Genomic DNA, 24,686 nt, shown 5'->3' on the forward strand with positions numbered 1-24,686 from the left:
TGTCCCGCTCGGGCGCTGACCTAAGGGTTAAGTGCGTTGAATGGGACATGGCGGACGGGAAGGTTTGCCTCGAATTCGACTGGGTGCCAATGCGAGAGCCGTCGGTATGTTGAGGGGTGGCCGGCCGAAACATGGCCGACGACGTTCACGCCGATGGTTCCGTTCCGCCCGTCGCTCCTCGCCCACCGGGACGTGACAGAGCCAAACGTCGAGTAGGCGCTCTGCCTAGTCCCATTCGGCGCACCGCCGCGCGTCGAGCGGGACGTGGTTGAGGCAAGGGTCGAGTGGGCGCTCGGTGAGGTCCCGTTTCCGGCATCAGTGCGCGTTGAGTGGGACGCGGCTGGGGGTGGTCGGCGAGTCTCTGGTGCGTCGTGTTCCGTTCGGCGCGCTGGCGGAGTTTGGTACGTGCCGTAACGGGCCATGGTCAGGGTGGACGTCGGGTCGGTGCTGTGTCACGGCCCGTTCTCGAGCGGGACGCAGTTGGGACGGGCGGGCCTCAAATCGGCGCACCGTTCGGAGAGCTGCGCGACGAGCGGGGCGTAGTTGGGGCGGGTGGGTCCGCCAGGACGTTGTCGGTGGTCCGGTCGGGTGCGTCCGGTCTGGCGAATGCCGGTCTCGAATTGGGCTGGCCGACAAGACAACAGGTCTGGGACTGGATGACAGGGGTGCGGGCATCCTGCGGATTGGCGAGGTGGAGAGATGGCTGGCTGGACGCTGACGTGACCGACCATTCGAGTGCAATTTGGATGTATGGCGGGAATTAGTCCGGTCAGAGTGTCTATTGCGCGCAAAATCATCGGGTGGACGATATGCTGGCGCGAATGAGCGAGCGGGACGCGAAGCCTGGGTTCAGTCCGGGGCAGGTTCTTGATGATGGGTTTCGGGCGGCGGTTGGGGCGCTGACGCCGGGGCGGGCGGTGGCGGCGGATATCGCGCCCGGGGTTACCAGTGAGGTGCTGCTGGAGCTGTTCGAGTCTCAGGCGACGAGCAGGCAGTTGGATCTGGCGGCTCGGCGGTTGGGGGCGAGCAAACGCGGTTTCTACAGCATCGGGTCGTCGGGGCACGAGGGGAATGCGGCGCTGGGAGTGGCGCTTCGGGTGACCGATCCGGCGTTGCTGCACTATCGGTCGGGAGCGTTCTTCGTGCAGCGCACTCGGCGGGTGCCCGGTCTCGATCCGATCCGCGACGTGCTGCTCGGTATCGTCGCCGCGGCGGCGGATCCGATTTCCGGTGGGCGGCACAAGGTGTTCGGCAGCAAGCCGGCCGCCATCATCCCGCAGACCTCGACCATCGCCTCCCACCTGCCGCGCGCGGTCGGGCTCGCCTTCGCGATCGATCGTGCTGCGCGACTGGGTGTTCCGAACGAGTGGCCGTCGGATGCGGTGGTGCTGTGCAGTTTCGGTGATGCCTCCGCCAACCATTCCACCGCGGCGGGAGCGATAAATGCCGCGATTCATACTGCGCGCCAAGGTGTTCCGCTGCCGATCCTGTTCCTCTGCGAGGACAACGGCATCGGGATCAGCGTCCCAACTCCGGCCGATTGGATCCAGCAGGCCTACGGATCCCGCGCCGGCCTGGAGTATTTCGGCGCCGACGGCTGCGATCCCGTTGACGCACTGACCACTTCGACCGCGGCCGCCGCCTGGGTCCGCGAGCACCGCAAGCCCGCCTTCCTGCACATGCGCACGGTCCGCCTGATGGGCCACGCCGGTTCCGACGTCGAATCCGCCTACCGCAGACCCACCGACATCGCCGCCGACCTCCTCCGCGACCCGGTCACCGCGACCGCCCGCCTGCTGGTAGCCACCGGTGTCGTCACCCCCGTCGAGGTCCTGGAACGCTACGACGACATCGCCCACCGCGTCACCGCCACAGCCGAGCTCGTCTGGCGCGAACCGAAATTGACGTCCGCAGCCTCGGTGATCGCACCACTCGCGCCGAACCATCCCGCACAGGTTCGCGAGGACGTGCTCCGAGTCGGCGCCGGGCGCGCGGATCAGCACGAACCTCTGAATGCGGCGGTGTCTCCGCAATTCGACACATCAGGCAACACGTCACGGAATGTCGTTCAACCCGCCGACAGCGAACTTAATCATGGTGCGGTGGTGCCGGATCCGATGACCCTCGGGCAATCGATCAACCGCACCCTGGCCAATCTGCTGAGCCGCGACCCCGACGTGCTCGTCTTCGGCGAGGACGTCGGCCGCAAGGGCGGCGTCTACGGCGTAACCAAGGGGCTGCAAAAGCAATTCGGTAAGCGGCGGGTCTTCGACACTCTGCTCGACGAGCAGAGCGTGCTCGGCACCGCCCTCGGCACCGCGCTCGCCGGCTTCGTCCCGATCCCCGAAATCCAGTACCTGGCCTACGTGCACAACGCCGCCGACCAGTTGCGCGGCGAGGCGGCGACCCTCTCCTTCTTCTCCGCTGGGCAATACCGCAATCCGATGGTCGTCCGCATCGCCGGCTACGCCTACCAGAAGGGTTTCGGCGGCCACTTCCACAACGACAATTCGATTGCCGCACTGCGCGATATCCCCGGACTCGTCATCGCGTCACCGTCCCGCGCCGACGACGCCGCCGCCCTGCTGCGCACCTGCGTTTCGGCGGCCCGCGTAGACGGCCGCGTCTGCATCTACCTCGAGCCGATCGCCCTGTACCACACCCGCGATCTCCACGAACCAGGCGACAATGCCTGGCTAGCAACACCTTCCGACACCACCCACGCCGAAATCGGCCGCGCCCGCGTCTACGGCGACGGCACCGACCTCACCATTGTCACGTTCGCCAACGGCGTCCCCATGAGCCTGCGCGTAGCCCGCCGCCTGGCCGACCGCGGCGTCCGAACCCGAGTCCTCGACCTCCGCTGGCTCTCCCCCCTCCCCCTCGACGACCTCCTCCAACACGCCCGCGCCACCGGCCGAGTCCTCATCGCCGACGAAACCCGCCACAGCGGAGGCGTCTCCGAATCCCTCTGCGCCGCCCTCATCGACGCCGGCTTCGACGGCCGCATCTCCCGAGTAACCAGCGAAAACAGCTTCATCCCCCTAGGCCCCGCCGCCGACACCGTCCTCCTCGACGAAGCGAAGATAGAAACCGCCGCGGGCAAGCTCCTGGCAGAGTAGACAAGATGAGGAGCGACGAGACCGCCGCACCGACAAACGCCAGACCGCAACTGTCCCCCTTCGTCCATCCGGCGGCGGCGAACTCCGATCAGCAGCGCATCATGGTCGCCGCCGACCATGATTGACCGGCCCCGCGCTTCCACCCTCGCCAGACTGCTCACCGGGCCGGCCATGCTTGCGCCGCAGCGAGTTTCGCCGGAATACTCGTCGGCGTTTTGCGGCGTCGTGCCCAAGCCACAGGCCAGGGACCATCGGCAAATTGCCGATGCCCTGTTGGAGCGCGCGGCCGGGAACACGTTGAGCATCGCGGGCCGGATCCAGCATGATTTGCCGAAACCGAGATGTCGGAGCTGAGCTCGTGACAATGGCCGCACGAACTCTATTGATGGAGTGTCTATGACGACTCGCGACGAGACCACTGTCCCTGAGGAGCACTTGCGCTACCGGCAGCATCAGCAGAACTTGGCCGCCGCAACCGACACGACTGAGCCCGAACTCGTCGCCACTGTCCTCCGCGATCCGGACTCGGCAATGGCCGAATCAGCAGTATCGGCCCACTTGGATATTCGTGCGGCACAACTGATCCAACTCGGCGCCGACCGCTTCGACCAGTGGGCCGATGCCATCGCCGAACAAATCACCGCGCACGACTTCCTCACTCGCCGCCTGCACGAATGGACCCTGCTGAAGTCGATCACGCTGAACCATTCCTGGTCCCCCGACGAACTCCGCACCGCCACAGACTGGTTGCAACGCAAGGCCGCCGACACCATAACCACACCCGACGCCCTCACCCTGCTGGCAGAACAAGGACGCACGCGGCGAGTCCGCAACACCGCCGCCCACCGCCTACGTCGCACACCTCACAGCCACGAATCCGCACCCTGACTCAGGATTTGCACCGAGAATAGGGCCCAATTTCGAGTGCGGATTCCGAAAGAGAGTGCGGTTCCTGCGCATCCGTACCTGGGCTCGAACGCTCACCTGTGTCACAAGTGGTGGATGGCAATCGGGCGGGGTGGTGGGAGTGGGGCTTGGACGATGTAGCCGGCGAAGGGGGTGGTTTGCGCACGAGCCAGGGCCGCGCGGATTCGGGTTGCCGCGTGTTCGGTGGGCAGGTCTTGCCATGTCCACCGAACCAGCTGAAATCCGCACGCGCGCATCGCATCTTCGCGGATCTTCTCGGCGAACACTGCATCGCCGGCGGTCTGACCGGGGGCAAGCAGGCGTCCGTACTTGCTCCGGCCGTCGAACTCGCACAGCACTCCGGCGCCTTCGAAATAGAAGTCGACCCGTCCCAGAAAGTTATGCGTCGAGGTGAAGACGTTTCCCTGGCAGATCGGCGCGGGCACGCCCAGACGGGAGAGCATCTCACTCGGCTACGCGACTCGCCCACGCTCTCGCTGTGTCCGTCCAGGAACGAAACCACACGATGTGCGGCAGCGATGCCGCGGCGAGATCGCGCCAGCGCCAATTCGGCCGCGAGCTCTACGGCCGATAGGCCGAAATCACGGACCAGCGCATCACCCATGACTATTGCCGACTCGAACGGCAGTGTCCGTGCCAGGTCGACCACGGTCCTGGCCGGTGTCGTGACCAAGATCCCGAGAGAGAGTGGGGTGCTGCGGACGTAGGCGGGTGTCAGGCCAAATGCACTGGGAAGGTGGCCAAGTCGTTTTGGGTGAGGACGGGGAGGTTGCGGATTTCCTCGTCGGGGACTGCGAGGCGCAGGTTTGGGAAGCGCTCGAAGAGGGCGGGGAGGGCGATGCCGGCTTCGAGGCGGGAGAGTGCGGCGCCGGGGCAGATGTGTGGGCCGTGACCGAAGGTCAAGTGGCGGTTGGAGGTTGAGCGGGTGATGTCGAAGTCGTCGGAGTCTTCGCCGTGGACGGCGGTGTCGCGGCCGATGGCGCGGTAGGACATGACGACGCCCTCGCCCTTTTCGATGACGGTGTCGCCGATGGTGATGTCCTCGGTCGCGAAGCGCATGAGGAGGTGGCTGACGGGGCTGTCCCAGCGCAGGGTTTCCTCGACGACCTGCTTCCATTCGATGTCGCCGGTGCGGACCTTGTCCAGCTGTTCGGGGCGAGCCAGCAGCGCGCGAACGGCGTTGAGGATCAGCCCGACGGTGGTCTCGTGACCCGCGGCGACCAGAGCCTTCAGGTTGCCGACCACTTCTTCCTCGGTCAGCGGCTCCCCACCATCGGCGGCCAGGATGAGCGCGCTGGTGAGGTCGTCGGTCGGGTTCGCGGTCTTCTTGCGCACCAAATCCGTGTAATAGACGTCCATTTCGTCGATCACGCGCAACCGCTCGTCCTGCGGGGTGACCAGCGAGAAGAATGCTTTGTACCAGGTGAGCAGCATCGGGTGATCGGCCCGATCCACGCCCATCAGCTCACCGACGACGCGCATCGGCAGCGGGTACGCGAAAACCTCTTTGAGATCGACGACGGAATCGCCGCCGCTCGAGGCGCTGAGATCGTCCAGGAGTTCCGCCGTTAGTCGCTCGATGACGGGGCGGATGTCCTCTAGTCGGCGCGGCGACAATGCCTGCGTCGTCTTGATCCGCAGCCGCCGGTGCTCGGCGCCGTCCACGGTGAACATCGAACGCCCGGCATCGATCATGCCGATCAACGGCCACTGCCGGGTCACCACACCGGAGTTCCACAGCGACCAGCCGCTGATGTCTTTGATCAGCCGCGGGTCGACCAGCAGCTGCCTGGCCACCGCGTGCTCGGTGATCGTCCAGGCCGGAACGCCGAGCAGTTCGATCCGCGCAACCGGACCGTTGGTACGCAGATAGGCGGTCTCTCCAGCGAGGTCACCGACCATCGGATCGATGGCGAATGGACATGTTTGGGTCACTGGGTACCTCCGACTGCACGAACTGGGGTGAAACGAACCGGCAAAGAAGTCATGCCGCGCAGGAACGCCGACGGACGCCGGACCAGGTTCTGCGCGGGAACGGACAGATCGATATCGGGCAGCCGATCGAGCAGCACCTCGATGCTGGTCCGCGCGATGATCTCGGCCAGTTGCTGCGCCGGGAACGGGCACCGGTACTCGCCGTAGCTGAACGCGAAGTGCGCGCTATTACCTGTGTGCGCGGGTTCGACGCCGTCGACCAGGTGCTGGCGCACATGCGGATCCGCGTTCGCGGCGGCCAGCCCGAGCAGCAGCATGTCGCCGGCCCGGATCACCTTGTCGGCCAACCGGGTATCGCGCGCCGCCCAGCGTCCGGCGAGGATCTGGGTGGGCGTGTCCTCCCACAGCACCTCGTTCATCGCCTCGCCGACGCTGCGCCGCCCGCCGCCGAGCGCCGCGGCGAACCGGTCGTCGGTGAGCATGAGCCGCACCGAGTTGCCGATCCAGTCGGCAGTCGGCAGGTGTCCCGCGGCGGTGACCGCCATCAGGTCCTGCACGTACTCTTCGTCGCTGAACGGACCGGGGTGCGCGAGCATCCGGGACACCAGATCGGTGCCGGGCCGCGCCTTCTTCGAGGCGAGCACCTGCTGCATCTGCTCGTAGTAGCGCCCGTACGCGGCCTGCGCGTCGGCCCCGCCATCGGCGAGCGCCTTCATGCTCCAGGCCAGTCGCGGCCCGTCCTCGTCGGGGAAGCCGAGGGCCCAGGCCAGCGCGAGCACCGGCATCGGCACGGCGAACTCGGCGACCAGGTCGGCCTCGCCGCGACCGCAGAATCCGTCGATCAGCCGGTCGGCCAATTCCTCACAGGTGCGGCGCAATTCGAACGGATCGACCGATTCCAGCGCGGGCTCGACCATCGCCACGTGCCGGCGATGCTCGGCGCCCGCGGTGAAGTAGATGGACGGGCGCGGCTGCCCGACCATCGGCAGCAGCGGCCAATCCTCGGGGATGTTCGGCCACTGATTCCACAGGCTGACATCGCGCGGGAACAGCTCCGGGTCGCTGGTGACCTGATGCAGCTCGCGGTAGCCGATCACCAGCCAGGCGGGCACATTGCCGGGCAGTTCGACGGAGACGACGGGCCCGTGCTCGCGGCGCATCTCCCGGTAGAGGTGCTGCGGGTCGGTGTGGAAGCGGGGGCCGCTCAGCGGCACCGCGCCGGTGACCGGGCAGCCGCCGGTGGCAGCCGCGGCTGCGCTGGAGGTGGTCATGATGCGGTCTCCGCTCGCGGGGCATCGGCATAGATGTGCTCGACCAGGCTGATCAGCACGCCCTTACAGGATTCGCGCGACCTCGCGTCGCAGTCGACCAGCGGCACCTGCGGATCCAGATCCAGGGCGTCGCGTACTTCTTGCAGCCGGGAGGGTCCGCCGAAGTTGTTGCAGGCCACCACGAATCGGGTGCGTTGCGCTTCGAGGCGGTCGATGGCGTACCAGGAGTCGGCGATCCGGCGCTGGTCGACCAGCACGATCGCGCCGAGCGCACCGGAGAACAACCGGTCCCAGAGGAAGAAGAACCGTTCCTGCCCGGGCGCGCCGAACAGGTAGAGCACGTTTTCGGCGTCGATGGTGATGCGGCCGAAGTCGAAGGCGACCGTCGTGGTCGACTTGCCCGGCGCGCCGCTCGGATCGTCGATGCCGATGCCCGCGTTGGTCATCGTGGCCTCGGTGTCGAGCGGGCGGATCTCGCTGACCGCGCGGACCATGGTGGTCTTGCCGACCCCGAAACCGCCGACGATGACGATCTTCAGTCCCTGGCGGGTCGCGCTGTTCAGTGGTGCGTCGGCACGGGCGGGCCGAGGGTCAAAGGTTGCGGAGTCCAACGAGCACCTTCTCGAGGGTGGTGGAGTCGGGCACCGAATTCCACGGCGCGTCAGGGTAACTGGGGCCGGTACTGGGATGCCGGACGGTGATCTTGCCTGCGTGCAACAGATCCGACAGCAGGATGGTGGCGATGCCGACCGGAATGCGCAGCTCGGCGGCGATCTCGACGACCGCGGTCGGCGCGCGGCACATGTCCAGGATCGCGACGTGCTCGGACTGCATGCCCTGGGTCGGATCGCATTCGCTGACCACCAGGGTGACCAGGTCGAAGCTGTCGGAGTCCGGCTTGCTGCGTCCCCCGGTCAGTGTGTAGAGCCGGTCCGGATCGTCGTCGCGCCCTGGCCTGTTCACGACACGCTCGCTCCCCCGACTCGTGGCTTCGACGCCAGGTGATGGCCTAGCTGCTCGACCAGCTCGCGCATGTTGTGCCCGACCAGGCCGGCGTCCGCGTCCTCGGCCGCGACGACCGCGATGTGCGCCGCCAGGCCCGCCTCGACGATGAACAGGATGCCGCCGTAGAACTCCGTCATCGACTGGCGCACACCGCCTCTGCCGTCACCGAACTCGACGGACGCGCCGTGCGAGAGGCTCTGGATGCCGGCGGCGATGGCGGAGAGCTGGTCCGCCTTGTCCATGCTGAGTTCCGGCGTGTGGCAGATCTTGAGGCCGTCGCCGGACAGTAGTAGGGCGTGTCGGGTGCGCGGGGTGCGGGCGAGTAGTTGCTCCAGCAGCCAGCTGAGTTGCGACGGCACGGACGTTGTCATCGATCATTCTCCACGGCAACGGTAGGGGACGGGGAAGGTGTTGCGGCAGCGGAGTTGTCGGGGTCACGACCGGCCAGCGCACGCTGGAACGCACCGAAGTTCGCCGTGGTCGACGCCGGCGGGGTCGCCGCGGGCACGTCGAGCGAGGGTAGGGACAGGCCGGCGGGGTGGACCGCGGCCAGGGTGCTGCCGCGGCGGCGCTTCGGCAGGCCCATGCTGGTGTGCTCGGCGACCGGCTCCAGCTCGGGGGTGGCCGCCGGTTCGACGGCGGCGGGCTGCGATGCGGCGGCGATCGGCGCGGTCGCGGTGGGCAACGACGCGGTCGCGGTGGGGAGCGATGCGGTCGGTATCGCGGGGTTGGTGGCCAGCGATACCGGTTGCGAACGGTCAACGCGCGCAGTGAGATCGCGCGGCACCACCACGACCACCGCGGTGCCGCCGATGGCGGAGGGGCGGTAGGACACGGTGAGGCCGTGCTTGCGCGCGAGGTGGCCGACGACCGCGAGGCCTAGGCGCGTGCCGCTGAGCGAGGACAGGTCCGAGGAACGTTGGCCGCGACTGTCGGTGCTCGTGCTCGACACGGTCTGCTCGGCGCGGCGCAGCGCCGATTCGCTCATCACCAGGCCGCTGTCCTCGATGGTGAGCACCACGCCCGCGGGCACCTCGGCGGCGTAGACGTGCACCTCGGTGGTGGGCGGGGAGAAATTACAGGCGTTGTCGAGCAGTTCGGCGAGGGTGTGCATTACGCCTTCGGCCGCGTGACCGGCGATGGCGATCTCGGCGATGGCGCGCAACCGGACGCGCTGATAGCCGGCGACGCGACCCATCGCGCCACGCAGGATCGACTCCATGGCAATGGGTTTGGCCCAGCGTCGCCCGGATCGGGCGCCACTGAGTACGGCAATGCTGTCGGCGAGGCGACCGGCCTGCGCGGTGCGATGGTCCAGGTGCAGCAGGTCGGCGAGCACCTTCGGATCCGCGTGCCGGTGCTCCATCTCGCGCAGTTCGGCGAGCATGCTGGTGGTCATCGCCTGCATGCGGCCCGCCGCACCGGCGAACGCGGCCATCGCCGCGGACCGGCGGCTGTCGCTGTTCTTCGCTTCCCACGCGTGCACGCCGGCGGCATCGCTCGCGGCGGCCATCCTGGCGGTCGCCTCGGCGGTGATCGCCGCCGCGGATTCCCGGGCTCGCCGGGCCGCGCCGCGATAGTGCACGGCCGCAGTTACCGTGGCGCACAACGCGATAGCGACGGTAACCGCGCCCACGGTGAGCGGGATGCGGAAGTCGGTCGGCGCGTAGTACACCGCGACCACCACGGCGACCGAGGTGACGGCAGCGCAGGTCAGCAGGGCTAGCAGCGGCATGCGCAGACGTCGAAACAGTGGTTCCCGACGCTCGCCTTCCGGCGCGATCAATGACTGTGACAAGTTCCGTACTTCCGCACTCACGTTGACCAAGAAGGCATGCTGATGGTGTCCCGACCCCTCCTGCGCGTTCGGGCTGCACCAAATGTACAGACCAGCAAGCAGTTCCGCATCTCGGCGAAGACAACTAACAGGCGCTGTTAGCAGGTTGCACAATAGTTGTATTGTATTGCGCTACTTTATTTTTCAATGAGGCCGGCAATCCGGAAGCTACCATCCGGTAGTGATCTCGCACACCGCTTCGTCACCCAGCGGTCATGCCGCGGCCGTCCGCAGTCCTCGCCGAGGCCACGTCGAATCCCGCGCAGGCACGCCGTGCCGGTATTCCCGCGATTCGGATTCGACAGGGGAATACTGGAACCACAGTGGCGGTGACGACCAGCGGTGGAGGGCACGGCGATGACGATGATGTCCATGCTCGGTGAGGTTCGGCCGGAGCACGATCGCGCGGCGGACGGCGAGCTGGTGCTCCTGCACTATCTGCGCTCCTTCCGAAAGCCGGTGCTCGAGGTGTGGTCGGCCGCGACCGACCGCGGGCAGCTCGCGCACTGGCTCGGCGCGGTGTCGGGCGGCAGCGGCAATCTGACCATCGAACCGATGGACGGGCCGATCTCGCGGCCGGTCGCGGTGCGGGTCGGGCACTGCCAGGCGCCGCACGAGTTGATCGTGCACATCGACGGATGCCTGCTGGAAGTGCGGATGACTCAGGTCGGCGTGGTCACCAATGTCGAGCTGATCCGTCGGCATGTCAGCCCCGCCGACGCGCGCGAAATCGGCCCGCGCTGGCAGTACCTGCTCGATCGGCTCACCGCCTATCTGGATTACCAACCGCTGCCGCAGTGGGCCGACTATCCGAAGCGGGCCGACGAATACCGCTGAGCGGTCAAACGAAGAAGCCTGCGATCCCCCAGCCGGGCCGGGCTTGCGCCTCGCGAATCCACTCCATGCACGATTCGATCGCCGCGAGCACCTCGTGGTCGGCCTCCTCGCGCTGCTTCGGGGTCGTCGATTCCCATTGCACCAGGGCTTCGGCGCATTGCTCCGGGGTCCATTCGCCATAGCCGGGTAGCTCTTCCGGTTGGGGCAGGGCGGCGGGCAGCGCGTGGTAGACGAAATCGGCGAGGCTGATCGCCTTGATGCCGAGCTCGGCCAAGCCCTCGTCGACCTGTTCCAGCCAGCTGCCGCGGAACGGGGAGAAGTAGCGGTTGTCCAGGAACCTGCCGTAGAACTGGCAGATCGTTTGGTACGCATAGGCGTATTGGAAGCCGTAGCCCGCGTCGAACGGGCCGCCGTCGATGACCGCGCGCACCGCGTCGTACCGGGCGGGCGCGCCGTTCGCGATCTCCTCGGCGAACCAGTCGTCGGCGTGCGCCAGCTGCGCCTTGAACCGGCCGCCGATCATGCGCCGGAGCTTGTCGTCCCGCGAGCCGATCGCGGCCCTGACCCTATCCAGTTCGACGACGTAAACGCTCAGGCTGTAACTCATGAGCGAACATTAGCGACACCCACCGACATGAACGGCGCACCGACGGAAGGCGTTTGACCTACGCCGGGACGTCGGAGGGGTTGGGGACGAGCTCCCGGAGGTGGGTGGTGAGCAGAGAGTTGACCTCGGGGGCGCGTTCCAGTTGGACGAGGTGGCCGGCGTCGGTGATTTTGGTGACCGCGCGGAGGTCGGGGACGTGGTTGCGCAGGGTGGTGAGGGGGTCGCGGCCGCTGAAGCCTTCCATGTCGGGGTCGTGGTCGCCGTACATGAAGTAGGCGGGGACGGCGACGGAGGCGTCGGCGTAGTCGGCGGTGAGTTCCCAGTTGCGGTCGAGGGCGCGGTACCAGTTCAGGCCGCCGGTGAAGCCGGTGCGTTCGAAATCCTGTGCCAGGGTATCGAATTCGTTCTGGGTCAGCCAGCGCCAGGGCAGCGGCGGAGCCTCCGGCAGCACATCGAGGTAGCCGGTGCCCTCCGCCGGGAACTGCCAGGTGTCGAGGTAGTGGTAGTCGGCGCTGAGCGAGTAGTAGACGCGCTGGAGGAATTCCCTTGGGCGAGCGGCGAGTTCGGCGTCGGCGACGCCGGGGGTCTGAAAGTAGTGCAGGTGCAGGAAGTGTCGCGCGGCGGCCTTGGCCCACAGTTGCGACGGCGAGCGCGGCGGGCGGGGCGCGAAGGGGTTGTTCAGGACGATGACGCCGCGGACTCGCTCGGGTGCGCGTAATGCCAACTCCCACACCAGGGCCGCGCCGAAGTCCAAGCCGACGAAGACCGCTTGCTCGGCGCCGATGTCGTCGAGCAGGGCGAGCAGGTCGCCGATCACCGCCTCGTTGGTGTACGACTCGACGTCCGCGGGCAGGTCGGTCTGCCCGTACCCACGCAGGTCCGGAGCGATGGCCCGGTAGCCCGCCGCGGCGAGCGACTCCAGCTGGTGGTGCCAGATGAACCAGGTGTGCGGGAAGCCGTGGCAGAAGATCACCGGACACCCCTCGCCCTGCTCGGCGACGTGCATCCGGACGCCGTTGGTCGTCACGAACCGATGCGTCAACTCCACTGCGGCCTCCAAAACCTAGAACGTGTTCTTGTTTCACGGTAGTGTCCTGAAGTCGTGAGCGGAATACCTAACCCACTGACCGGCCGGATCGCGGTGGTCACCGGCGCGAGTCGCGGCATCGGCAAGGGCATCGCCCTGGAGCTCGGTGCGGCGGGGGCGACGGTGTACGTCACCGGGCGCTCGGACACGCCTGGACGGCTGCCCGGCACGGTCGGTGAGACCGCCGCCGCGATCGACGAGGCAGGCGGGGTCGGCGTTCCGTTCGTCTGCGATCACCGCGACGACGACGCGGTGCAGCGGTTGTTTCAGCAGATCCGCGACGATCACGGGCGTCTCGACGTGCTGGTGAACAACGTCTACAACTCCCCCGCGGCCGCCCGCTGGCTCGGCAAGCCGTTCTGGGAGGTGCCGCCGAAGGCGTGGGACGAGACGTTCGATATCGGCGTCCGATCGCATTATGTGGCAAGCGCTTTCGCCGCGCCGCTGCTGATCGCGTCGGACGGGTTGATCGTCAGCATCTCCTCCCCCGGCGCGACCCGATACATGCACAACGCGGTGTACGGCGTCGCGAAAACCGCATTGGATCGCCTCACCGCGGACATGGCGCACAATCTGTCCGACACCAAGGTCACCGTCGTCTCGCTCTGGCCCGGCATCGTGGATACCGAACTGCTGCAATTAGTTCCGGCCGACGCCCAGGGTCAGCGCCTGGTCACCCTGCCCGGCGAAGGCACCTTCGACCTCGCCCAGGCCGAGACGCCGCGCTTCCCCGGCCGCGCGGTCGTCGCCCTCGCCACCGACCCCGACCGCCGCGCCCGCACCGGATCAGCCTGGCGCGTAGCCGATCTCGCCGACGCCTACGGCTTCACCGACCTGGACGGCCGCATCCCTCGCGCCGACTAACGCTCGGGCCGGATTCCTTGCAGATTTCGACGCCGGGGTCAGGTGAGGGCGAGGAAGCGTTGGACTGCGCGGGAGGGTTCGGGTTTGGCTCGCCAGGCCAGGTAGACGTGGGACGGTGGTGCGTCGGGGATGTCCAGGTAGACGACGCCGGGGTGGGGTGCGCGGGCGCGAGCCACGGCGGGGGCGCCGCCGATGCCGCGGTTCGCGGCGACCAGTTCGATCCATTCGTCGAAGTTGCCGCAGGTGATGATCTGCCGGTTCGGGTCGGGCTGCGCCCACGAGTCGGCGTGGGTGGTGCCGGAGACCACGTTCACCACCAGCGGATACGCGGCGAGGTCGGCCCAGCGCAGGTCGGTCGCTTCCGCCAGCGGTGAGTTCGCGGCGACGGCGAGCACGCGCTGCTCGGTGCCGATCCGGCGGGATTCGAGGTGACTCGGCAGCTGAGTTTCCCTGCGGTATATGGCGATATCGATGGCGCGGGTATCGAGCGCGGCCAGCGGGTCGTCGACGCGGTGCAGGGTGATGCGTCCGCCCAGGGCTTCGTAGCGGCGGCGGGTGGCCGCGAGCCAGGTGGTGGGCAGCAGCCAGGCGAAACCGACCTCGATGGCGGCGCGGGACCGCAGCTCGGCGGTGACCGTGTCGACATCGGCAAGGATTCGCCTGGCGTGTGCCAGGAACTCGGCCCCCTCGTCGGTCAGTGCGAAACGCCGGGAGGTCCGTTCGATGAGGCGGCACTCGATCTCCCGCTCCAACTGCTGGATCGTCCTGGTCAGCGCCGGTTGACTCAGGTGCAGGCGGACGGCGGCCCGGGTGTAGTTCGCCTCCTCACATAGCGCGACGTACGCGCGCAGGTGCCGCAGCTCGATGTTTGCCGATCCGCCGGCCGCGACCGGCGTGGGCGCTCCGTCCGGCAGCGCTGCCTCATCCATGCATCCAGCGTATACACGGTGCGTAGAAAGCATTTCCCAGACGGGAAAAAGGACCGTACGGTCGCTGGAGTGACTGCTACTCTCGCTCGAGCTCCGCGCAGCAGCCTCGCCCCGGCGTTCGCTGCTGCCGCCGGGCTGGCCGCCGCGATGGGCGTCGGCCGGTTCGTCTACACGCCGCTGCTGCCGATCATGGTGGACGCGCACCGGATCGACGCCAACGACGGCGCGGTGATCGCGACCGCCAACTACGCGGGTTACCTACTCGGCGCCATTCTGCTCACCCGCTGGCCGGAGTTGAACACCCGCACCATGTTCCGGCTCTCCGCCGCGCTGCTGATCGTCAGCGAACTGCTGATGGCGGTGCCCGCGCCCACGATTGTTCCTGCGGCACTTCGCCTTATCGCCGGCATCACCAGCGCGGTCATCTTCGTCGCGTGCGCCGGGGTGGCGGCCAGGCACGGCAGCAGCCGGGAAGCGGCCGGAATCGCCATCAGCGGAGTCGGTTTCGGAATCGCATTGACCGGGCTACTCGTGCTGGCCGTGCGGCCGTTCCTGGGTTGGCAGAGCATGTGGCTGGTCTCGGCCGCGCTGACCGTGGTGTTGCTGCTGCCCGCGTGGCGGCTCGATATCCAGCCCGGCCGGCGGGCGGGTAAGGCCACGATCCGGTCGAAGGGGGCGTGGCGGGCGCTGCTGGTCTCCTATTTCCTGGAGGGCCTCGGGTACATCGTGATCGGCACGTTCCTGGTGGCGGCGATCAGCGATCAGCGCGGGCAGGTGGTCGGCGCGTGGATCTGGGTGGTGGTCGGCGCGGCCGCGGTGCCTGCGACCGTGCTGTGGGGCATCGCCGCACGCCGCTGGAGTCCCGCGGTCGCCATGCCGATCGCGCTAGTGGCGCAGTGTGTTTCGGCGGTGCTGCCCGCGCTCACCACCGCGGTGTGGCCTGCCGTGCTGGCGGCGGCGCTGTTCGGCGCGACCTTCCTCGGCATCGTGATGCTGGCGATTCGGATCGGCGGCGAGCTGTCGGACGGCAACGCGGCGGCACCACTCACCGCCGTCTATGGCGCGGGGCAGATGCTCGGACCGTTGGTGGTGGCGCCGGTGATCGGCGACAGCTATCCGGCCGCGTTCGTCATCGCCGCCATCGTGCTGGCGGGTTCGACGATCGCGGCCGGTGTGGTGACGCGCCTGATCAGGCGAACTTGATCTCCAAGCCGATGCCGATGATGGCGATGACCCATACCAGGCCGGTGAAGACAGTGATTCGGTCGAGGTTTTTCTCCACAACGGTCGAGCCAGAGAGGCTGGACTGCACACCGCCGCCGAACAGGCTGGACAGACCTCCACCCTTGGCGCGGTGCAGCAGCACCAGCAGCACCAGCAGCACGCTGGCGATGATCAGGAGGATATCGAGGAACATCCGCATGCCGGACAGTGTATGCGGACGATCCGATCCCACCGAATCAGGCACTCGGCAACGCCGATCCTAAGCAGGCAAAATCGCGACCAGATGGGTGATCTGGTCGTCGCCGATGGTGTATTTCGACGCCTCCTGCTCCCGGAGCTGGTCCTGCGCCGTGAGCCTGACCTGGTGTTGATGCATGTGTTCGGCCCAGGAGCGGACCACGAACGCCTCGACGTAGCGGTCGAGCACGCCGACGTCGCGATACAGTCGCCACTCCATCGCCCCAGTTCGCTGCCGGGATCGGCCGACGAACGCCATCGCGGCCATGAACTCGTCCACGTTCTCCGGCGGGACGTCGTAGGTGCGCAGCACCATGACCGGTCCGTCGGCGGGTTCGGGCTCGACCACCAGCTGCGGTTCCGGCCAGTACGCCGACGGCGTCTGATCCAGGTGCTCCGCGTTGTGCCCGATCGGCAGCCACACCGTGCTCACCGCGCACAGCGCGAGCAGCGCCGCCGCGGCCAGCAGCGCGAACACCGGACCCATCGCACCCGCGACCACACCCCACACCAGCGAGCCGATCGCCTGCCCGCCCATGAACACCAGCAGATACACCGACAGGCCACGCGCCCGCACCCAGGCGGGCAGCAGCAACTGCATGGTCGAGTTCATCGTGGACATGGCCAGCAGCCAGGCGAAGCCCGCGAAGACCAGCAACACCAGCACGACGGGGACGACGTGCACCAGCGCCGTGGTCGCGGACGCGAGCCCGAACAAGACGGCGGCCAGGCTCAGTCGCTGAGTGGGCGTCAACAGGGTGCGCAGCCGCGACAGGCCGACGGCGCCGAGCACCGCGCCGATGCCGAGCGCGGCCAGCATCAGGCCGTAGCCGGAGGAGGACAGTCCGAGTTCGTCGCGCGCGATCACCGGAAGCAGCGCCCAGACCGCGCTGGCCGGGGCGATGAACAGGATCGAACGCAGCAGCACGCGCCGGATCGCCGGGGCGGCTTTGATGAACCTGGTCCCGGCCTGCAACGCCGCCAGCGGACGTTCGCTCGGCAACTGCCGATCCGTCGCCGGCCTGCGCCACAGGGCGAGCACCGCGACGATGCCGCCGAACGACACCGCGTTGAGCACGAACACGAAGGTGGGGCCGGACAGCGAGACGAGCACGCCGGCGATCGCGGGTCCCACCGCGCGCCCGATATTGATGCTCATGCTGCCGAGCGCGGCCGCCGACGGAATCTGTTCGCGCGGTACCAGTTCCGGCTGAATCGCCTGCCACGCCGGGCCGGTGAGCGCCTGCCCGCAGCCGATCAGGAACAGCAGGATGAGCAGGACCGCCGGCGTGGTGTGCCCGGTCGCCGTCGACACCGCCAGCAGCGCGGCCAGCACCGCCATCGTCGACTGCGCCCCCAGCAACAACCTGCGCCGATCGACCAGATCCGCGATCACGCCCGACGGAATGGCCAGCAACATCACCGGCAGCGTGATCGCGGTCTGCACGAACGACACCAGCACGGCCGCGTTCGGCTCATCGACCAGCACCCACTGCGCGCCGACCGTCTGCATCCAGGTGCCGAGGTTCGAGACCAGCTGCGCGATCCACAACGCGCGATACACCGGCGACCGCAACGGAGCCCAGGTCGAAACAGCGGCGTTCGGAGCAGTGATCACTCACTGAAGCTTAGGCTGGGTCGCTTCCCTGAGGATCCAGGGCAGTCGAGGAGTGTCGCAAGCCACCCGCTGAGGTGATCATCCGACACACGGCTTGCGCACATGCGAGACCGGACAGCGGCAGGCGCGGCCTCGTCCCGCCGATCGGATGCGCACCGAACCAAACGGGACCGCACCGGTGGGTCTGAGACGTAGTCCCTGGCAAGCGGTCACTTGGCCGCGGTCGACGTCGACGACCGACATCACGAGGCTGAGTATTCGCGGCTATGCGACCTCACCGGTGCGCGATTGGTTACTGGTGAGGACGAGGGCCACGGTCAGCAGAGCGGCGCCGAGGAGGCCGAGGGGTGTGAGGCGTTCGCCGAGGACGATGGCGGCGAGGAGGGCGCCGGTTAGGGGTTCGAGGAGGGCGAGGATTGCCGCGGTGCCGGGGCCTGCGTCGGGGAGGCCGCGGAAGTAGAGGGTGTAGGCGATCGCGGTGGGGACCAGGCCGAGGGCGGCGAGTAGGGCGAGGCTGCCGGGGGTCGGGGTGAAGGTGATGCCGGTGGTGACGGCCAGTGGGGTGAGCAGGGCTGCGCCGCCGGTGAATCCGAGGCCGGTCGTGGTCATCGGGTCGAGGCCCTCGACCGGCTGGGAGCTGATGACGGTGACCGTGGCGAAGGCTGCCGCGGCTGCGACGGCGAGGGCCGCCCCGGCGAGCAGGCCGGTGGAGCCGACGTCATCGGAGGGGACTCCGACCAGTAAGGCCAAGCCGGACAGCGCGAGACCGATTGTCGCCGCTCGTCTGCGGTCTACGGCGCGACGACCGGTGAACTGTTCCAGCAGCGCGACCACGACTGGTGAGGCACCGATGGTGATCAAAGTGGCGACGCTGACCGACGATGCCGCCACCGCACCGAAGTAGCACGCCTGGAAGGTGGCGGCGAGCACAGCGACCGCGCCGATTCTGCGCCAGGCCACAAGGTTTCGCGGCCAAGACCGCCGAGTCGCCGCGAGTAGGGCGACGAGAAGCAGGCCACCGACCGCCAGGCGGCAAGTGGCCACGGCAATGGGTGACAAACCGGTCGCGCGGCCCAGCAGAGTGCCGAGCAAACCGCCGGTCCCCCAGAGCATTCCGGCGCCGACAAGGTAGACCAGCCCGGAACGGCCGGTCGTGGACAGAGATATGGACATGAAAGGTTGCGCTCCTGCGACAGAGAGGGATGGGGTCGCGGAAGCGAGGTGCATCTCGAATGCCGAAGAACCGCAGCGCAGATACGCCGAAGGGGCGCTACCGGACGCAGTCGGTCATCAGACCGCTGACCGGAGCGAATGCGGAAGAACGCCTACACCTCGCTCAGGAGGCGAGCGGCGGGGAAATCGGAAAGAATCGGTGCACGCCGCGAGCCTAACGTCTAGCCGCACGACTTGTCGCATGCATATCTGGCACCGACGCGCGCAACGCCCGATCTGCCCGCGATCCCGACTGCGACCTCGGCCTTCAGTAAGTACGCCCGAGCCGGGGCCGTGCCGCGTCTATTGCTCAGGCGCGCGCAGCAACGGATCCGCTGCGATCCTGGCGGCTGTCTCGGCATCAGGTAGATAGGGGCGAGCTCGGACGATCCATTCGGAGCGGAGTTCGGGGATGGTGACCTGGTGTTCGTCCAGGTCGGTGTGCAGCCGGCCGGTCCAGTCCATTTCGGCGAGGCCGTCGGGGTCGCCGAAGGTGTGGGCGAGGTGGTCGTTCCATAAGGAGTAGGACGTGGCTAGCGTAAATTCCTCCGGCACACGGAGTTTCAGTAACCAACGGCCGTGGGCCCATTCATGGTCGCCGAGAAGCGAATTCGCGGTGCGTCGGACGGCGGTCCCGCGAAGTCCGCGGCCCGGCCAGCACCACACCGGTGGCGCATCCCCGCAATCGATTCCACGCCTTGCCATTTCGTCCACCATCGCCCGATACGCCGGACGGAAATTCGCGGACACCAGATCCCAGTCGGCACGGTAGCGGCCGCACGCCCGTACCGCGGCAACCGCCTCGGGCGCCTGGAGCGTCCACAACCGCACCTTATTCGCCGACCAAGTCTGCATAGTTCCGCAGCATGTCCCCGACCAGCTTCAGCACCTCTTCGTCGCGCTCCGGCCGCTGATACACGCCCCGCACGACCGCCTGTCCGGAGAACACGTGCAGCGCCATGAAGAAGATCGATTCGTGCAGGTGCTGCGGAAACTGGCCGAGCACCCCGGTGCGGTCCACCGCGGCGACGATATCGTCGTAGTAGTTCTCGACCGTCGGCGCGATCCGGGTCCGCAGCTCGGCGTCCGAGCGGGCCGCGAGGTAGATCTCGCGCAACGCGTGCGTGGTGTTGTCCTGCTGCGCCGCCTGCAAGAACCGCAACGCCGTGTCGAGCGGATTCGCTTGATCCCCAATATGTTCCATCACCACACTGAACGCGGCGAGCTGGCGGGTGACGATCGCCTCGGCGGTGCGCACGATCAGGTCGAGCCTGCTGTCGAACTGCCGGAACATGGCCCCGACGGACAGTCCGGCGCGCCCGCAGATCTCCTGCACGGTCGTGCGCTGGTAGCCGACCTCGCCGATCGCGGCGATCGTCGCATCGATCAGCTTGGCGACGGTGGCCGCGCGGCGTTCCTGCTGCGTCCGCCGTGGACGCGATGTTTCGGCGCTCCCGGTCATGATTACCCATCCTGCCCGCCCGCTCCCACATGGGCGGTCATGGGGTCAGCGTGATCGTTGACACAGCGCCGGAGTGCACTCTACAGTCGACGCGCCAGTTAGGAAACAATTGCTCTCTTTTTGCCCGAGAGCCGTGGCGCGCAGCGTTGCGTATAGGTCGAGGAGTTCCGAATGAAGATGGGCACTGCCGCGGGCACCAAGAGGATGGTCGCGCACACTTGCCTGGCTCTGACCGCCGGTTTGACCATGGCGATGAGTCCCATGATGATCGGGATGGCGCACGCGGACCCGGTGCCGGTCGCACCGCCGCTGCCGTTCCCGCTCCCCCCGGCTCCGCCGTATCTGGACCCTGGCTTCTACAACCCGGCCCCGGCCAAGGTCGCGACGGCACAGCCCGGTGAGATCCTGGGCGCGCGACAGGTCAATCTCGCGAACTTCTTCCTGATCCCGCTCAACGTGCGGGCCTGGCAGTTGTCGTATCGCAGCACGAACACGCGCGGCGAGGCGATCCCCGCGGTCGCCACGGTCATCGTGCCGTACCGCCCGTCGCCGACGCCCGACCGCAGCCTGGTCTCGTTCCAGTTCGCCGAGGACTCGCTGTCGGTGAACTGCGCGCCGTCCTATGCGCTGCAGATGGGTTCGCTGCCCAACCCGACCAACTCGGTGATCGGTGCGGAGTTCATCGAGGTCCAGGCCATGTTGCAGCTCGGGCACGCGGTCGTGGTGCCCGACCATCAGGGACCGAACGCGGCCTACGCGACCGGCCCGCTCGGCGGCCGGATCACCTTGGACGCGATTCGCGCGGCCCAGAACTTCGAACCGGCCGGGCTGCCGGGAGCGGCCACGCGCACCGCACTGTGGGGCTACTCGGGCGGCGCCATCCCCACCGCGCACGCCGCCGAACTGCAACGCGAGTACGCACCGGAGCTGAACCTGGTCGGCACCGCGGCCGGCGGCGTGATGGCCGATATCCGCGCGGCGATCGATTACAACAACGGCACCTCCACCTTCGGCGGTGCCGTGCTCGGCGGATTGTTCGGCGTGGCAAGGGAATACCCGGAGCTGAACCAATTCGTCGACCGATACATGAACCCGCTCGGCAAGGCCATCCGCGTGGTGCACGAAGGACAGTGTGTCGCACTGCAATTCGCGGGGTTCCCGTTCGTGAACATCAAGGGGCTGTTCGACTACCCCGGCGGCGACCCGCTCAGCGCGCCCGAATTGCAGCCCATGCTCGAAGAAATCAGCCTCGGCCGCCGGGGCACTCCGATGTCGCCGATGTACTTCTATCAGGCGCCGCTCGACGAGGTGATGCCCGTCAACTCGCTCAACAAGGTCTACGACACCTATTGCAAAGACCCGAGCGCCAAGGTGTTCTACACCAGGGAACTGATCAGCGAGCACGGCATCGCCGCCGTCTCGGGCGCGGGTTCGGCCGCGCTGTGGCTCAACGATCGGCTCAACGACGTCCCCGCGCCGGAGGGTTGCAGCAACCGCGACGTGCCGTTGCAGGTCCTCGATCCGGGCGCGTTCGCCGCCGTCGCCAACACCCTCGGCGGAGTTCTCGCGGCGGCGCTCGGCATGCCGGTCTGACCGGCCGAAAACCCGGCCGGACCGCACGACGTCGGTACCATCGCGTCATGTCGGCTAACTTCGTGCGGTTCGGCCCGGTCGCCCTGCTGGCCCTGCTCGCGGTCAGCGCCTGCTCGAGCGGCGACTCGAAGTCCCCCTCGAACACGCCCGAACTGGTCGGCCACACCTTCCTATCGACCGGGGTCGAGGGCACGCCGATCCCGGGCGGCGGCCCGCTGACCCTCACCTTCAAGGACGACCGGCTCGCCGCGGACGCGGGCTGCAACTCCTATTCCGGCGCGGTCACCCTCGACGACCACAAGCTGCGCGTGTCCGGCCTGGCCAGCACCCTGATGGCGTGCGCGGGCGATCGGCAGGGCGCGGACGAATGGCTCAACGGCCTGCTGAACTCCGACCCCACCTGGCAGCTCGACGGCCCGAAACTGACCCTGAAGTCGGACAACCTCACCGTCACCCTGCTGGACAAAAAGGTCGCCGTGCCGGACAAGCCGATCAAGGGCACCACCTGGATCGTCACCGCCCTGATCAGCACGGACGCCCAAATCCGTTCGCAGACAATCGATGAGGTGAAACCGACGCTCACCATCGCGGACGACGGCAGCGTCACCGGTACGGCCGGCTGCAACCGGATGACCGGGCGCGCAACGGGTCCCGACACCGAGCTCACCTTCCAGATCGCCACCACGAAGATGCTGTGCCCGGTGGAGGTGATGGACGTCGAGCAGTCGGTCCTGAAAGCGTTGGACGGCAAGACAACCGCGATCGTCGACGCCGACACCCTCACTCTGCGCAACGCCAACGGCAGCGGCCTCACCCTGCGCGCGGAGTAGACCCACAACGAGAAAGAGCCGGGCACCCTTTCGGATGCCCGGCTCTTTTCGTGAAAACGGTTACGGCAGTGGGCCGCCCGCGGCGATCGCGGACAGGGTGGCGAACTCGTCACCCTTCAGCGAGGCACCGCCGACCAGCGCACCGTCGATATCGGTCTGCCCGACCAGCTCGCCGACGTTCTTGGCGTTGACCGAGCCGCCGTAGAGCACCCGCACACCCGCGGCGATCTCCGGAGTAGCCAGCTCGGCCAGCTCCGCACGGATCGCGCCGCAGACTTCCTGCGCGTCCGCAGGCGTGGCGACCTTGCCGGTGCCGATCGCCCAGACCGGCTCGTAGGCGATGACGACCTTCGAGATCTCCTCCGCCGTCAGGCCTTTCAGCGAACCACGCAGCTGCTCGAGGTTGTACTCGACATGCGTCTTCGCCTCGCGCACGTCCAGGCCCTCACCGATGCAGACGATCGGGGTGATCCCGTACTTCAGCGCCTGCTTGGTCTTGACCAGCACGAGAGCATCGTCCTCGTGGTGGTACTGCCGACGCTCGGAATGCCCGACCGCGACGAAGCTGCAGCCCAGCTTGGCCAGCATCGAACCGCTGACCTCACCGGTGTAGGCACCCGAGTCGTGCGCCGAAATATCCTGCGCCCCATAGGTGAGCAGCAGCTTGTCGCCCTCCACCAGCGTCTGCACGCTGCGCAGGTCGGTGAACGGCGGCAGCACCGAGACATCGACCTTGGCGAAGTACTTCTCCGGCAACGCGAACGCGATCTTCTGCACCAGCGCGATCGCCTCGAGGTGGTTGAGGTTGAGCTTCCAGTTGCCCGCGATGAGCGGCTTCCTGGCGAGAGACTTTGTCACAGACGTAGCACTCCTCAATCTTCCAGCACTGCGATGCCCGGAAGTTCCTTGCCCTCCAGGTATTCCAGCGACGCGCCGCCGCCGGTGGAGATGTGCGAGAAACCGTCGTCGGGCAGCCCGAGCGCACGCACGGCCGCCGCGGAGTCGCCACCGCCGACGACGGTGAACGCGCCCTTGCCGGTCGCGGTGACAATGGCCTCGGCCACGCCCTTGGTGCCTGCCGCGAAGCTCTCGAACTCGAACACGCCCATCGGGCCGTTCCAGAACACCGTCTTCGCCTCGGTCAGCAGCGCGGCGAACCGGGAGGTCGACTCGGGGCCGATGTCCAGGCCCATCCAGCCGTCCGGAATCTCGTGCGCCGGAACGACCTTCGAGTCCGCGTCGGCGGCGAACTTGTTCGCCACCACGATGTCGCGGGGCAGGTGGATGACGTCCGCGTACCGGTCGAGCAGGTCCTTGCAGGTGTCGATCATCTCCTCCTGCAACAGCGAGGTACCCACCGAAAGACCCTGTGCGGCAAGGAAGGTGAAGCACATGCCGCCGCCGATGACCAGCGTGTCGACCTTCGGCGCGAGCGCCTCGATGACCGCGAGCTTGTCGGAGACCTTCGACCCGCCGAGTACGACCGCGTACGGCCGCTCGGTGTCCGTGGTCAGCTTGGCGAGTACCTCGACCTCGGCCGCGACCAGCTTGCCCGCGTAGTGCGGCAGCAGCTTGGCCACGTCGTACACCGACGCCTGCTTGCGGTGCACCACACCGAAGCCGTCGGACACGAACGCACCGTCGTCGCCGACCAGCTCGACCAGCGCGGCTGCGAGCTTGGCCCGGTCCGCGTCGTCCTTGCTGGTCTCACGCGGATCGAAACGGATGTTCTCCAGCAGGAGGACATCGCCGTCGGTCAGCCCCTCGGAGCGCGCGAGCGCGTCCCCGCCGACCACGTCACCGGCGAGCTGGACGTTGCGGCCCAGTTCTTCGGCGAGCTTCGCGGCGACCGGAGCAAGCGAAAGCTTGGCGTCCCGCTCGCCTTTCGGCCGGCCGAGGTGCGCGGTGACGATCACCTTCGCGCCGGCCTCGGCCAGCGCCTTGATGGTCGGCACGGACGCGATGATCCGACCCGGATCGGTGATCTGGCCGCTGTCGTCGAGGGGGACGTTCAGGTCGGAGCGCACGAGCACGCCCCGACCTTCGACACCCTCGCTGAGCAGATCGTCGAGAGTTTTGACTGTCATGG

The 24,686-nt window shown here is 67.7% G+C and carries 24 protein-coding genes; 7 read left to right on the top strand and 17 right to left on the bottom strand.

The genetic code is table 11. The annotated features are described in order from the left end of the window. Positions 1–821 precede the first annotated feature (821 nt). The gene (locus tag F3087_RS45290) at positions 822–3,122 is read left to right on the top strand and encodes a thiamine pyrophosphate-dependent enzyme (RefSeq protein ID WP_150408403.1); all 2,301 of its coding nucleotides are present in this window, start codon (positions 822–824) and stop codon (positions 3,120–3,122) included. 396 nt (positions 3,123–3,518) lie between these two features. Continuing rightward, entirely contained in the window at positions 3,519–4,010 is a 492-nt protein-coding gene (locus F3087_RS45295; protein WP_150408404.1) for a hypothetical protein, read from the top strand. 101 nt (positions 4,011–4,111) lie between these two features. Here F3087_RS45295 and F3087_RS47065 read toward each other — a convergent pair whose 3' ends face one another. The 7 genes from F3087_RS47065 to F3087_RS45330 all read right to left on the bottom strand — a co-directional run bounded on the left by F3087_RS47065 (position 4,112) and on the right by F3087_RS45330 (position 9,995). Next, a complete protein-coding gene (locus F3087_RS47065) occupies positions 4,112–4,474 on the bottom strand; it encodes a hypothetical protein (RefSeq protein WP_223885840.1) in 363 nt (120 codons plus the stop codon). Positions 4,475–4,763: 289 nt separating this feature from the next. Beyond that, positions 4,764–5,984, bottom strand: coding sequence for a cytochrome P450 family protein (locus tag F3087_RS45305; RefSeq protein WP_223885841.1), 1,221 nt, complete (start codon positions 5,982–5,984; stop codon positions 4,764–4,766). Continuing rightward, positions 5,981–7,255, bottom strand: a complete 1,275-nt coding sequence (locus tag F3087_RS45310) for a cytochrome P450 family protein (RefSeq protein WP_150408405.1) — start codon at positions 7,253–7,255, stop codon at positions 5,981–5,983. Before F3087_RS45310 ends, F3087_RS45305 begins: the two co-directional genes overlap by 4 nt. Next, positions 7,252–7,866, bottom strand: a complete 615-nt coding sequence (locus tag F3087_RS45315; protein WP_150408406.1) for a GTP-binding protein — start codon at positions 7,864–7,866, stop codon at positions 7,252–7,254. Before F3087_RS45315 ends, F3087_RS45310 begins: the two co-directional genes overlap by 4 nt. Then, positions 7,847–8,218 carry a DUF742 domain-containing protein gene (locus F3087_RS45320; RefSeq protein ID WP_150408407.1) on the bottom strand — a complete coding sequence of 124 codons (372 nt, stop codon included), beginning with the start codon at positions 8,216–8,218 and terminating at the stop codon, positions 7,847–7,849. The genes F3087_RS45315 and F3087_RS45320 overlap by 20 nt, the downstream gene beginning before the upstream one ends. Continuing rightward, on the bottom strand, positions 8,215–8,631 hold the full coding sequence (locus tag F3087_RS45325) for a roadblock/LC7 domain-containing protein (RefSeq protein ID WP_150408408.1): 417 nt from the start codon (positions 8,629–8,631) through the stop codon (positions 8,215–8,217). Before F3087_RS45325 ends, F3087_RS45320 begins: the two co-directional genes overlap by 4 nt. Beyond that, the gene (locus tag F3087_RS45330) at positions 8,628–9,995 is read right to left on the bottom strand and encodes a sensor histidine kinase (protein WP_150408409.1); all 1,368 of its coding nucleotides are present in this window, start codon (positions 9,993–9,995) and stop codon (positions 8,628–8,630) included. The genes F3087_RS45325 and F3087_RS45330 overlap by 4 nt, the downstream gene beginning before the upstream one ends. A gap of 459 nt (positions 9,996–10,454) precedes the next feature. On the opposite strand from F3087_RS45330, the gene F3087_RS45335 reads away from it, so the two are divergent. Beyond that, the gene (locus tag F3087_RS45335) at positions 10,455–10,934 is read left to right on the top strand and encodes an SRPBCC family protein (protein WP_150408410.1); all 480 of its coding nucleotides are present in this window, start codon (positions 10,455–10,457) and stop codon (positions 10,932–10,934) included. Positions 10,935–10,938: 4 nt separating this feature from the next. On the opposite strand, the gene F3087_RS45340 is transcribed toward F3087_RS45335, so the two are convergent. Both F3087_RS45340 and F3087_RS45345 read right to left on the bottom strand, forming a co-directional pair. Continuing rightward, on the bottom strand, positions 10,939–11,541 hold the full coding sequence (locus F3087_RS45340; protein ID WP_150408411.1) for a DUF7691 family protein: 603 nt from the start codon (positions 11,539–11,541) through the stop codon (positions 10,939–10,941). Between the two features lie 58 nt (positions 11,542–11,599). Next, positions 11,600–12,589 (bottom strand): alpha/beta fold hydrolase, encoded by a 990-nt coding sequence (locus F3087_RS45345; RefSeq protein ID WP_223885842.1) that lies wholly within the window; start codon positions 12,587–12,589, stop codon positions 11,600–11,602. A gap of 54 nt (positions 12,590–12,643) precedes the next feature. Here F3087_RS45345 and F3087_RS45350 point away from each other — a divergent pair, with 54 nt between their 5' ends. Then, on the top strand, positions 12,644–13,492 hold the full coding sequence (locus F3087_RS45350) for an SDR family NAD(P)-dependent oxidoreductase (protein ID WP_150408412.1): 849 nt from the start codon (positions 12,644–12,646) through the stop codon (positions 13,490–13,492). A 38-nt stretch (positions 13,493–13,530) separates the two neighbouring features. Here the strand turns inward: F3087_RS45350 and F3087_RS45355 are convergent, their stop codons facing one another. Then, the gene (locus F3087_RS45355; RefSeq protein WP_150408413.1) at positions 13,531–14,421 is read right to left on the bottom strand and encodes a LysR family transcriptional regulator; all 891 of its coding nucleotides are present in this window, start codon (positions 14,419–14,421) and stop codon (positions 13,531–13,533) included. Positions 14,422–14,490: 69 nt separating this feature from the next. Here F3087_RS45355 and F3087_RS45360 point away from each other — a divergent pair, with 69 nt between their 5' ends. After that, positions 14,491–15,624, top strand: a complete 1,134-nt coding sequence (locus tag F3087_RS45360) for a YbfB/YjiJ family MFS transporter (RefSeq protein WP_191094479.1) — start codon at positions 14,491–14,493, stop codon at positions 15,622–15,624. On the opposite strand, the gene secG is transcribed toward F3087_RS45360, so the two are convergent. The 5 genes from secG to F3087_RS45385 form a co-directional block, all read right to left on the bottom strand. Beyond that, positions 15,611–15,844 (bottom strand): preprotein translocase subunit SecG, encoded by a 234-nt coding sequence (gene secG, locus F3087_RS45365; protein ID WP_150408414.1) that lies wholly within the window; start codon positions 15,842–15,844, stop codon positions 15,611–15,613. The two genes, F3087_RS45360 and secG, sit on opposite strands and share 14 nt — an antisense overlap. Positions 15,845–15,904: 60 nt before the next feature. Beyond that, on the bottom strand, positions 15,905–17,500 hold the full coding sequence (locus F3087_RS45370) for an MFS transporter (RefSeq protein ID WP_396897619.1): 1,596 nt from the start codon (positions 17,498–17,500) through the stop codon (positions 15,905–15,907). Positions 17,501–17,764: 264 nt separating this feature from the next. Then, positions 17,765–18,673, bottom strand: coding sequence for an EamA family transporter (locus F3087_RS45375; protein ID WP_150408415.1), 909 nt, complete (start codon positions 18,671–18,673; stop codon positions 17,765–17,767). 342 nt (positions 18,674–19,015) lie between these two features. Then, on the bottom strand, positions 19,016–19,267 hold the full coding sequence (locus tag F3087_RS47585) for a hypothetical protein (protein ID WP_396897620.1): 252 nt from the start codon (positions 19,265–19,267) through the stop codon (positions 19,016–19,018). Between the two features lie 277 nt (positions 19,268–19,544). Beyond that, on the bottom strand, positions 19,545–20,174 hold the full coding sequence (locus tag F3087_RS45385) for a TetR/AcrR family transcriptional regulator (RefSeq protein ID WP_150408416.1): 630 nt from the start codon (positions 20,172–20,174) through the stop codon (positions 19,545–19,547). A gap of 171 nt (positions 20,175–20,345) precedes the next feature. Here F3087_RS45385 and F3087_RS45390 point away from each other — a divergent pair, with 171 nt between their 5' ends. Both F3087_RS45390 and F3087_RS45395 read left to right on the top strand, forming a co-directional pair. After that, positions 20,346–21,767, top strand: coding sequence for a lipase family protein (locus F3087_RS45390; protein ID WP_150408417.1), 1,422 nt, complete (start codon positions 20,346–20,348; stop codon positions 21,765–21,767). Between the two features lie 47 nt (positions 21,768–21,814). After that, complete coding sequence (locus F3087_RS45395) at positions 21,815–22,597, top strand: META domain-containing protein (protein WP_150408418.1); 783 nt, start codon at positions 21,815–21,817, stop codon at positions 22,595–22,597. 60 nt (positions 22,598–22,657) lie between these two features. Here F3087_RS45395 and tpiA read toward each other — a convergent pair whose 3' ends face one another. After that, complete coding sequence (gene tpiA / locus F3087_RS45400) at positions 22,658–23,455, bottom strand: triose-phosphate isomerase (protein ID WP_150408419.1); 798 nt, start codon at positions 23,453–23,455, stop codon at positions 22,658–22,660. 14 nt (positions 23,456–23,469) lie between these two features. Then, positions 23,470–24,684, bottom strand: coding sequence for a phosphoglycerate kinase (locus F3087_RS45405; protein ID WP_150408420.1), 1,215 nt, complete (start codon positions 24,682–24,684; stop codon positions 23,470–23,472). Positions 24,685–24,686 lie beyond the last annotated feature (2 nt).

It is taken from the genome of Nocardia colli, from assembly GCF_008704205.1.
Classification (GTDB): Bacteria; Actinomycetota; Actinomycetes; order Mycobacteriales; family Mycobacteriaceae; genus Nocardia; species Nocardia colli.

Excerpts from the sequence above, each read along its gene's own strand:
- F3087_RS45335 (WP_150408410.1), top strand. The coding sequence starts at position 10,455 with ATGACGATGATGTCCATGCTCGGTGAGGTTCGGCCGGAGCACGATCGC.
- F3087_RS45325 (WP_150408408.1), bottom strand. The coding sequence starts at position 8,631 with ATGACAACGTCCGTGCCGTCGCAACTCAGCTGGCTGCTGGAGCAACTA.
- secG (WP_150408414.1), bottom strand. The coding sequence starts at position 15,844 with ATGCGGATGTTCCTCGATATCCTCCTGATCATCGCCAGCGTGCTGCTG.
- F3087_RS45340 (WP_150408411.1), bottom strand. The coding sequence starts at position 11,541 with ATGAGTTACAGCCTGAGCGTTTACGTCGTCGAACTGGATAGGGTCAGG.
- F3087_RS45330 (WP_150408409.1), bottom strand. The coding sequence starts at position 9,995 with ATGCCGCTGCTAGCCCTGCTGACCTGCGCTGCCGTCACCTCGGTCGCC.
- F3087_RS45390 (WP_150408417.1), top strand. The coding sequence starts at position 20,346 with ATGAAGATGGGCACTGCCGCGGGCACCAAGAGGATGGTCGCGCACACT.
- F3087_RS45355 (WP_150408413.1), bottom strand. The coding sequence starts at position 14,421 with ATGGATGAGGCAGCGCTGCCGGACGGAGCGCCCACGCCGGTCGCGGCC.
- F3087_RS45395 (WP_150408418.1), top strand. The coding sequence starts at position 21,815 with ATGTCGGCTAACTTCGTGCGGTTCGGCCCGGTCGCCCTGCTGGCCCTG.
- F3087_RS45385 (WP_150408416.1), bottom strand. The coding sequence starts at position 20,174 with ATGACCGGGAGCGCCGAAACATCGCGTCCACGGCGGACGCAGCAGGAA.
- F3087_RS45290 (WP_150408403.1), top strand. The coding sequence starts at position 822 with ATGAGCGAGCGGGACGCGAAGCCTGGGTTCAGTCCGGGGCAGGTTCTT.
- F3087_RS45310 (WP_150408405.1), bottom strand. The coding sequence starts at position 7,255 with ATGACCACCTCCAGCGCAGCCGCGGCTGCCACCGGCGGCTGCCCGGTC.
- F3087_RS45405 (WP_150408420.1), bottom strand. The coding sequence starts at position 24,684 with ATGACAGTCAAAACTCTCGACGATCTGCTCAGCGAGGGTGTCGAAGGT.
- F3087_RS45295 (WP_150408404.1), top strand. The coding sequence starts at position 3,519 with ATGACGACTCGCGACGAGACCACTGTCCCTGAGGAGCACTTGCGCTAC.
- F3087_RS45375 (WP_150408415.1), bottom strand. The coding sequence starts at position 18,673 with ATGTCCATATCTCTGTCCACGACCGGCCGTTCCGGGCTGGTCTACCTT.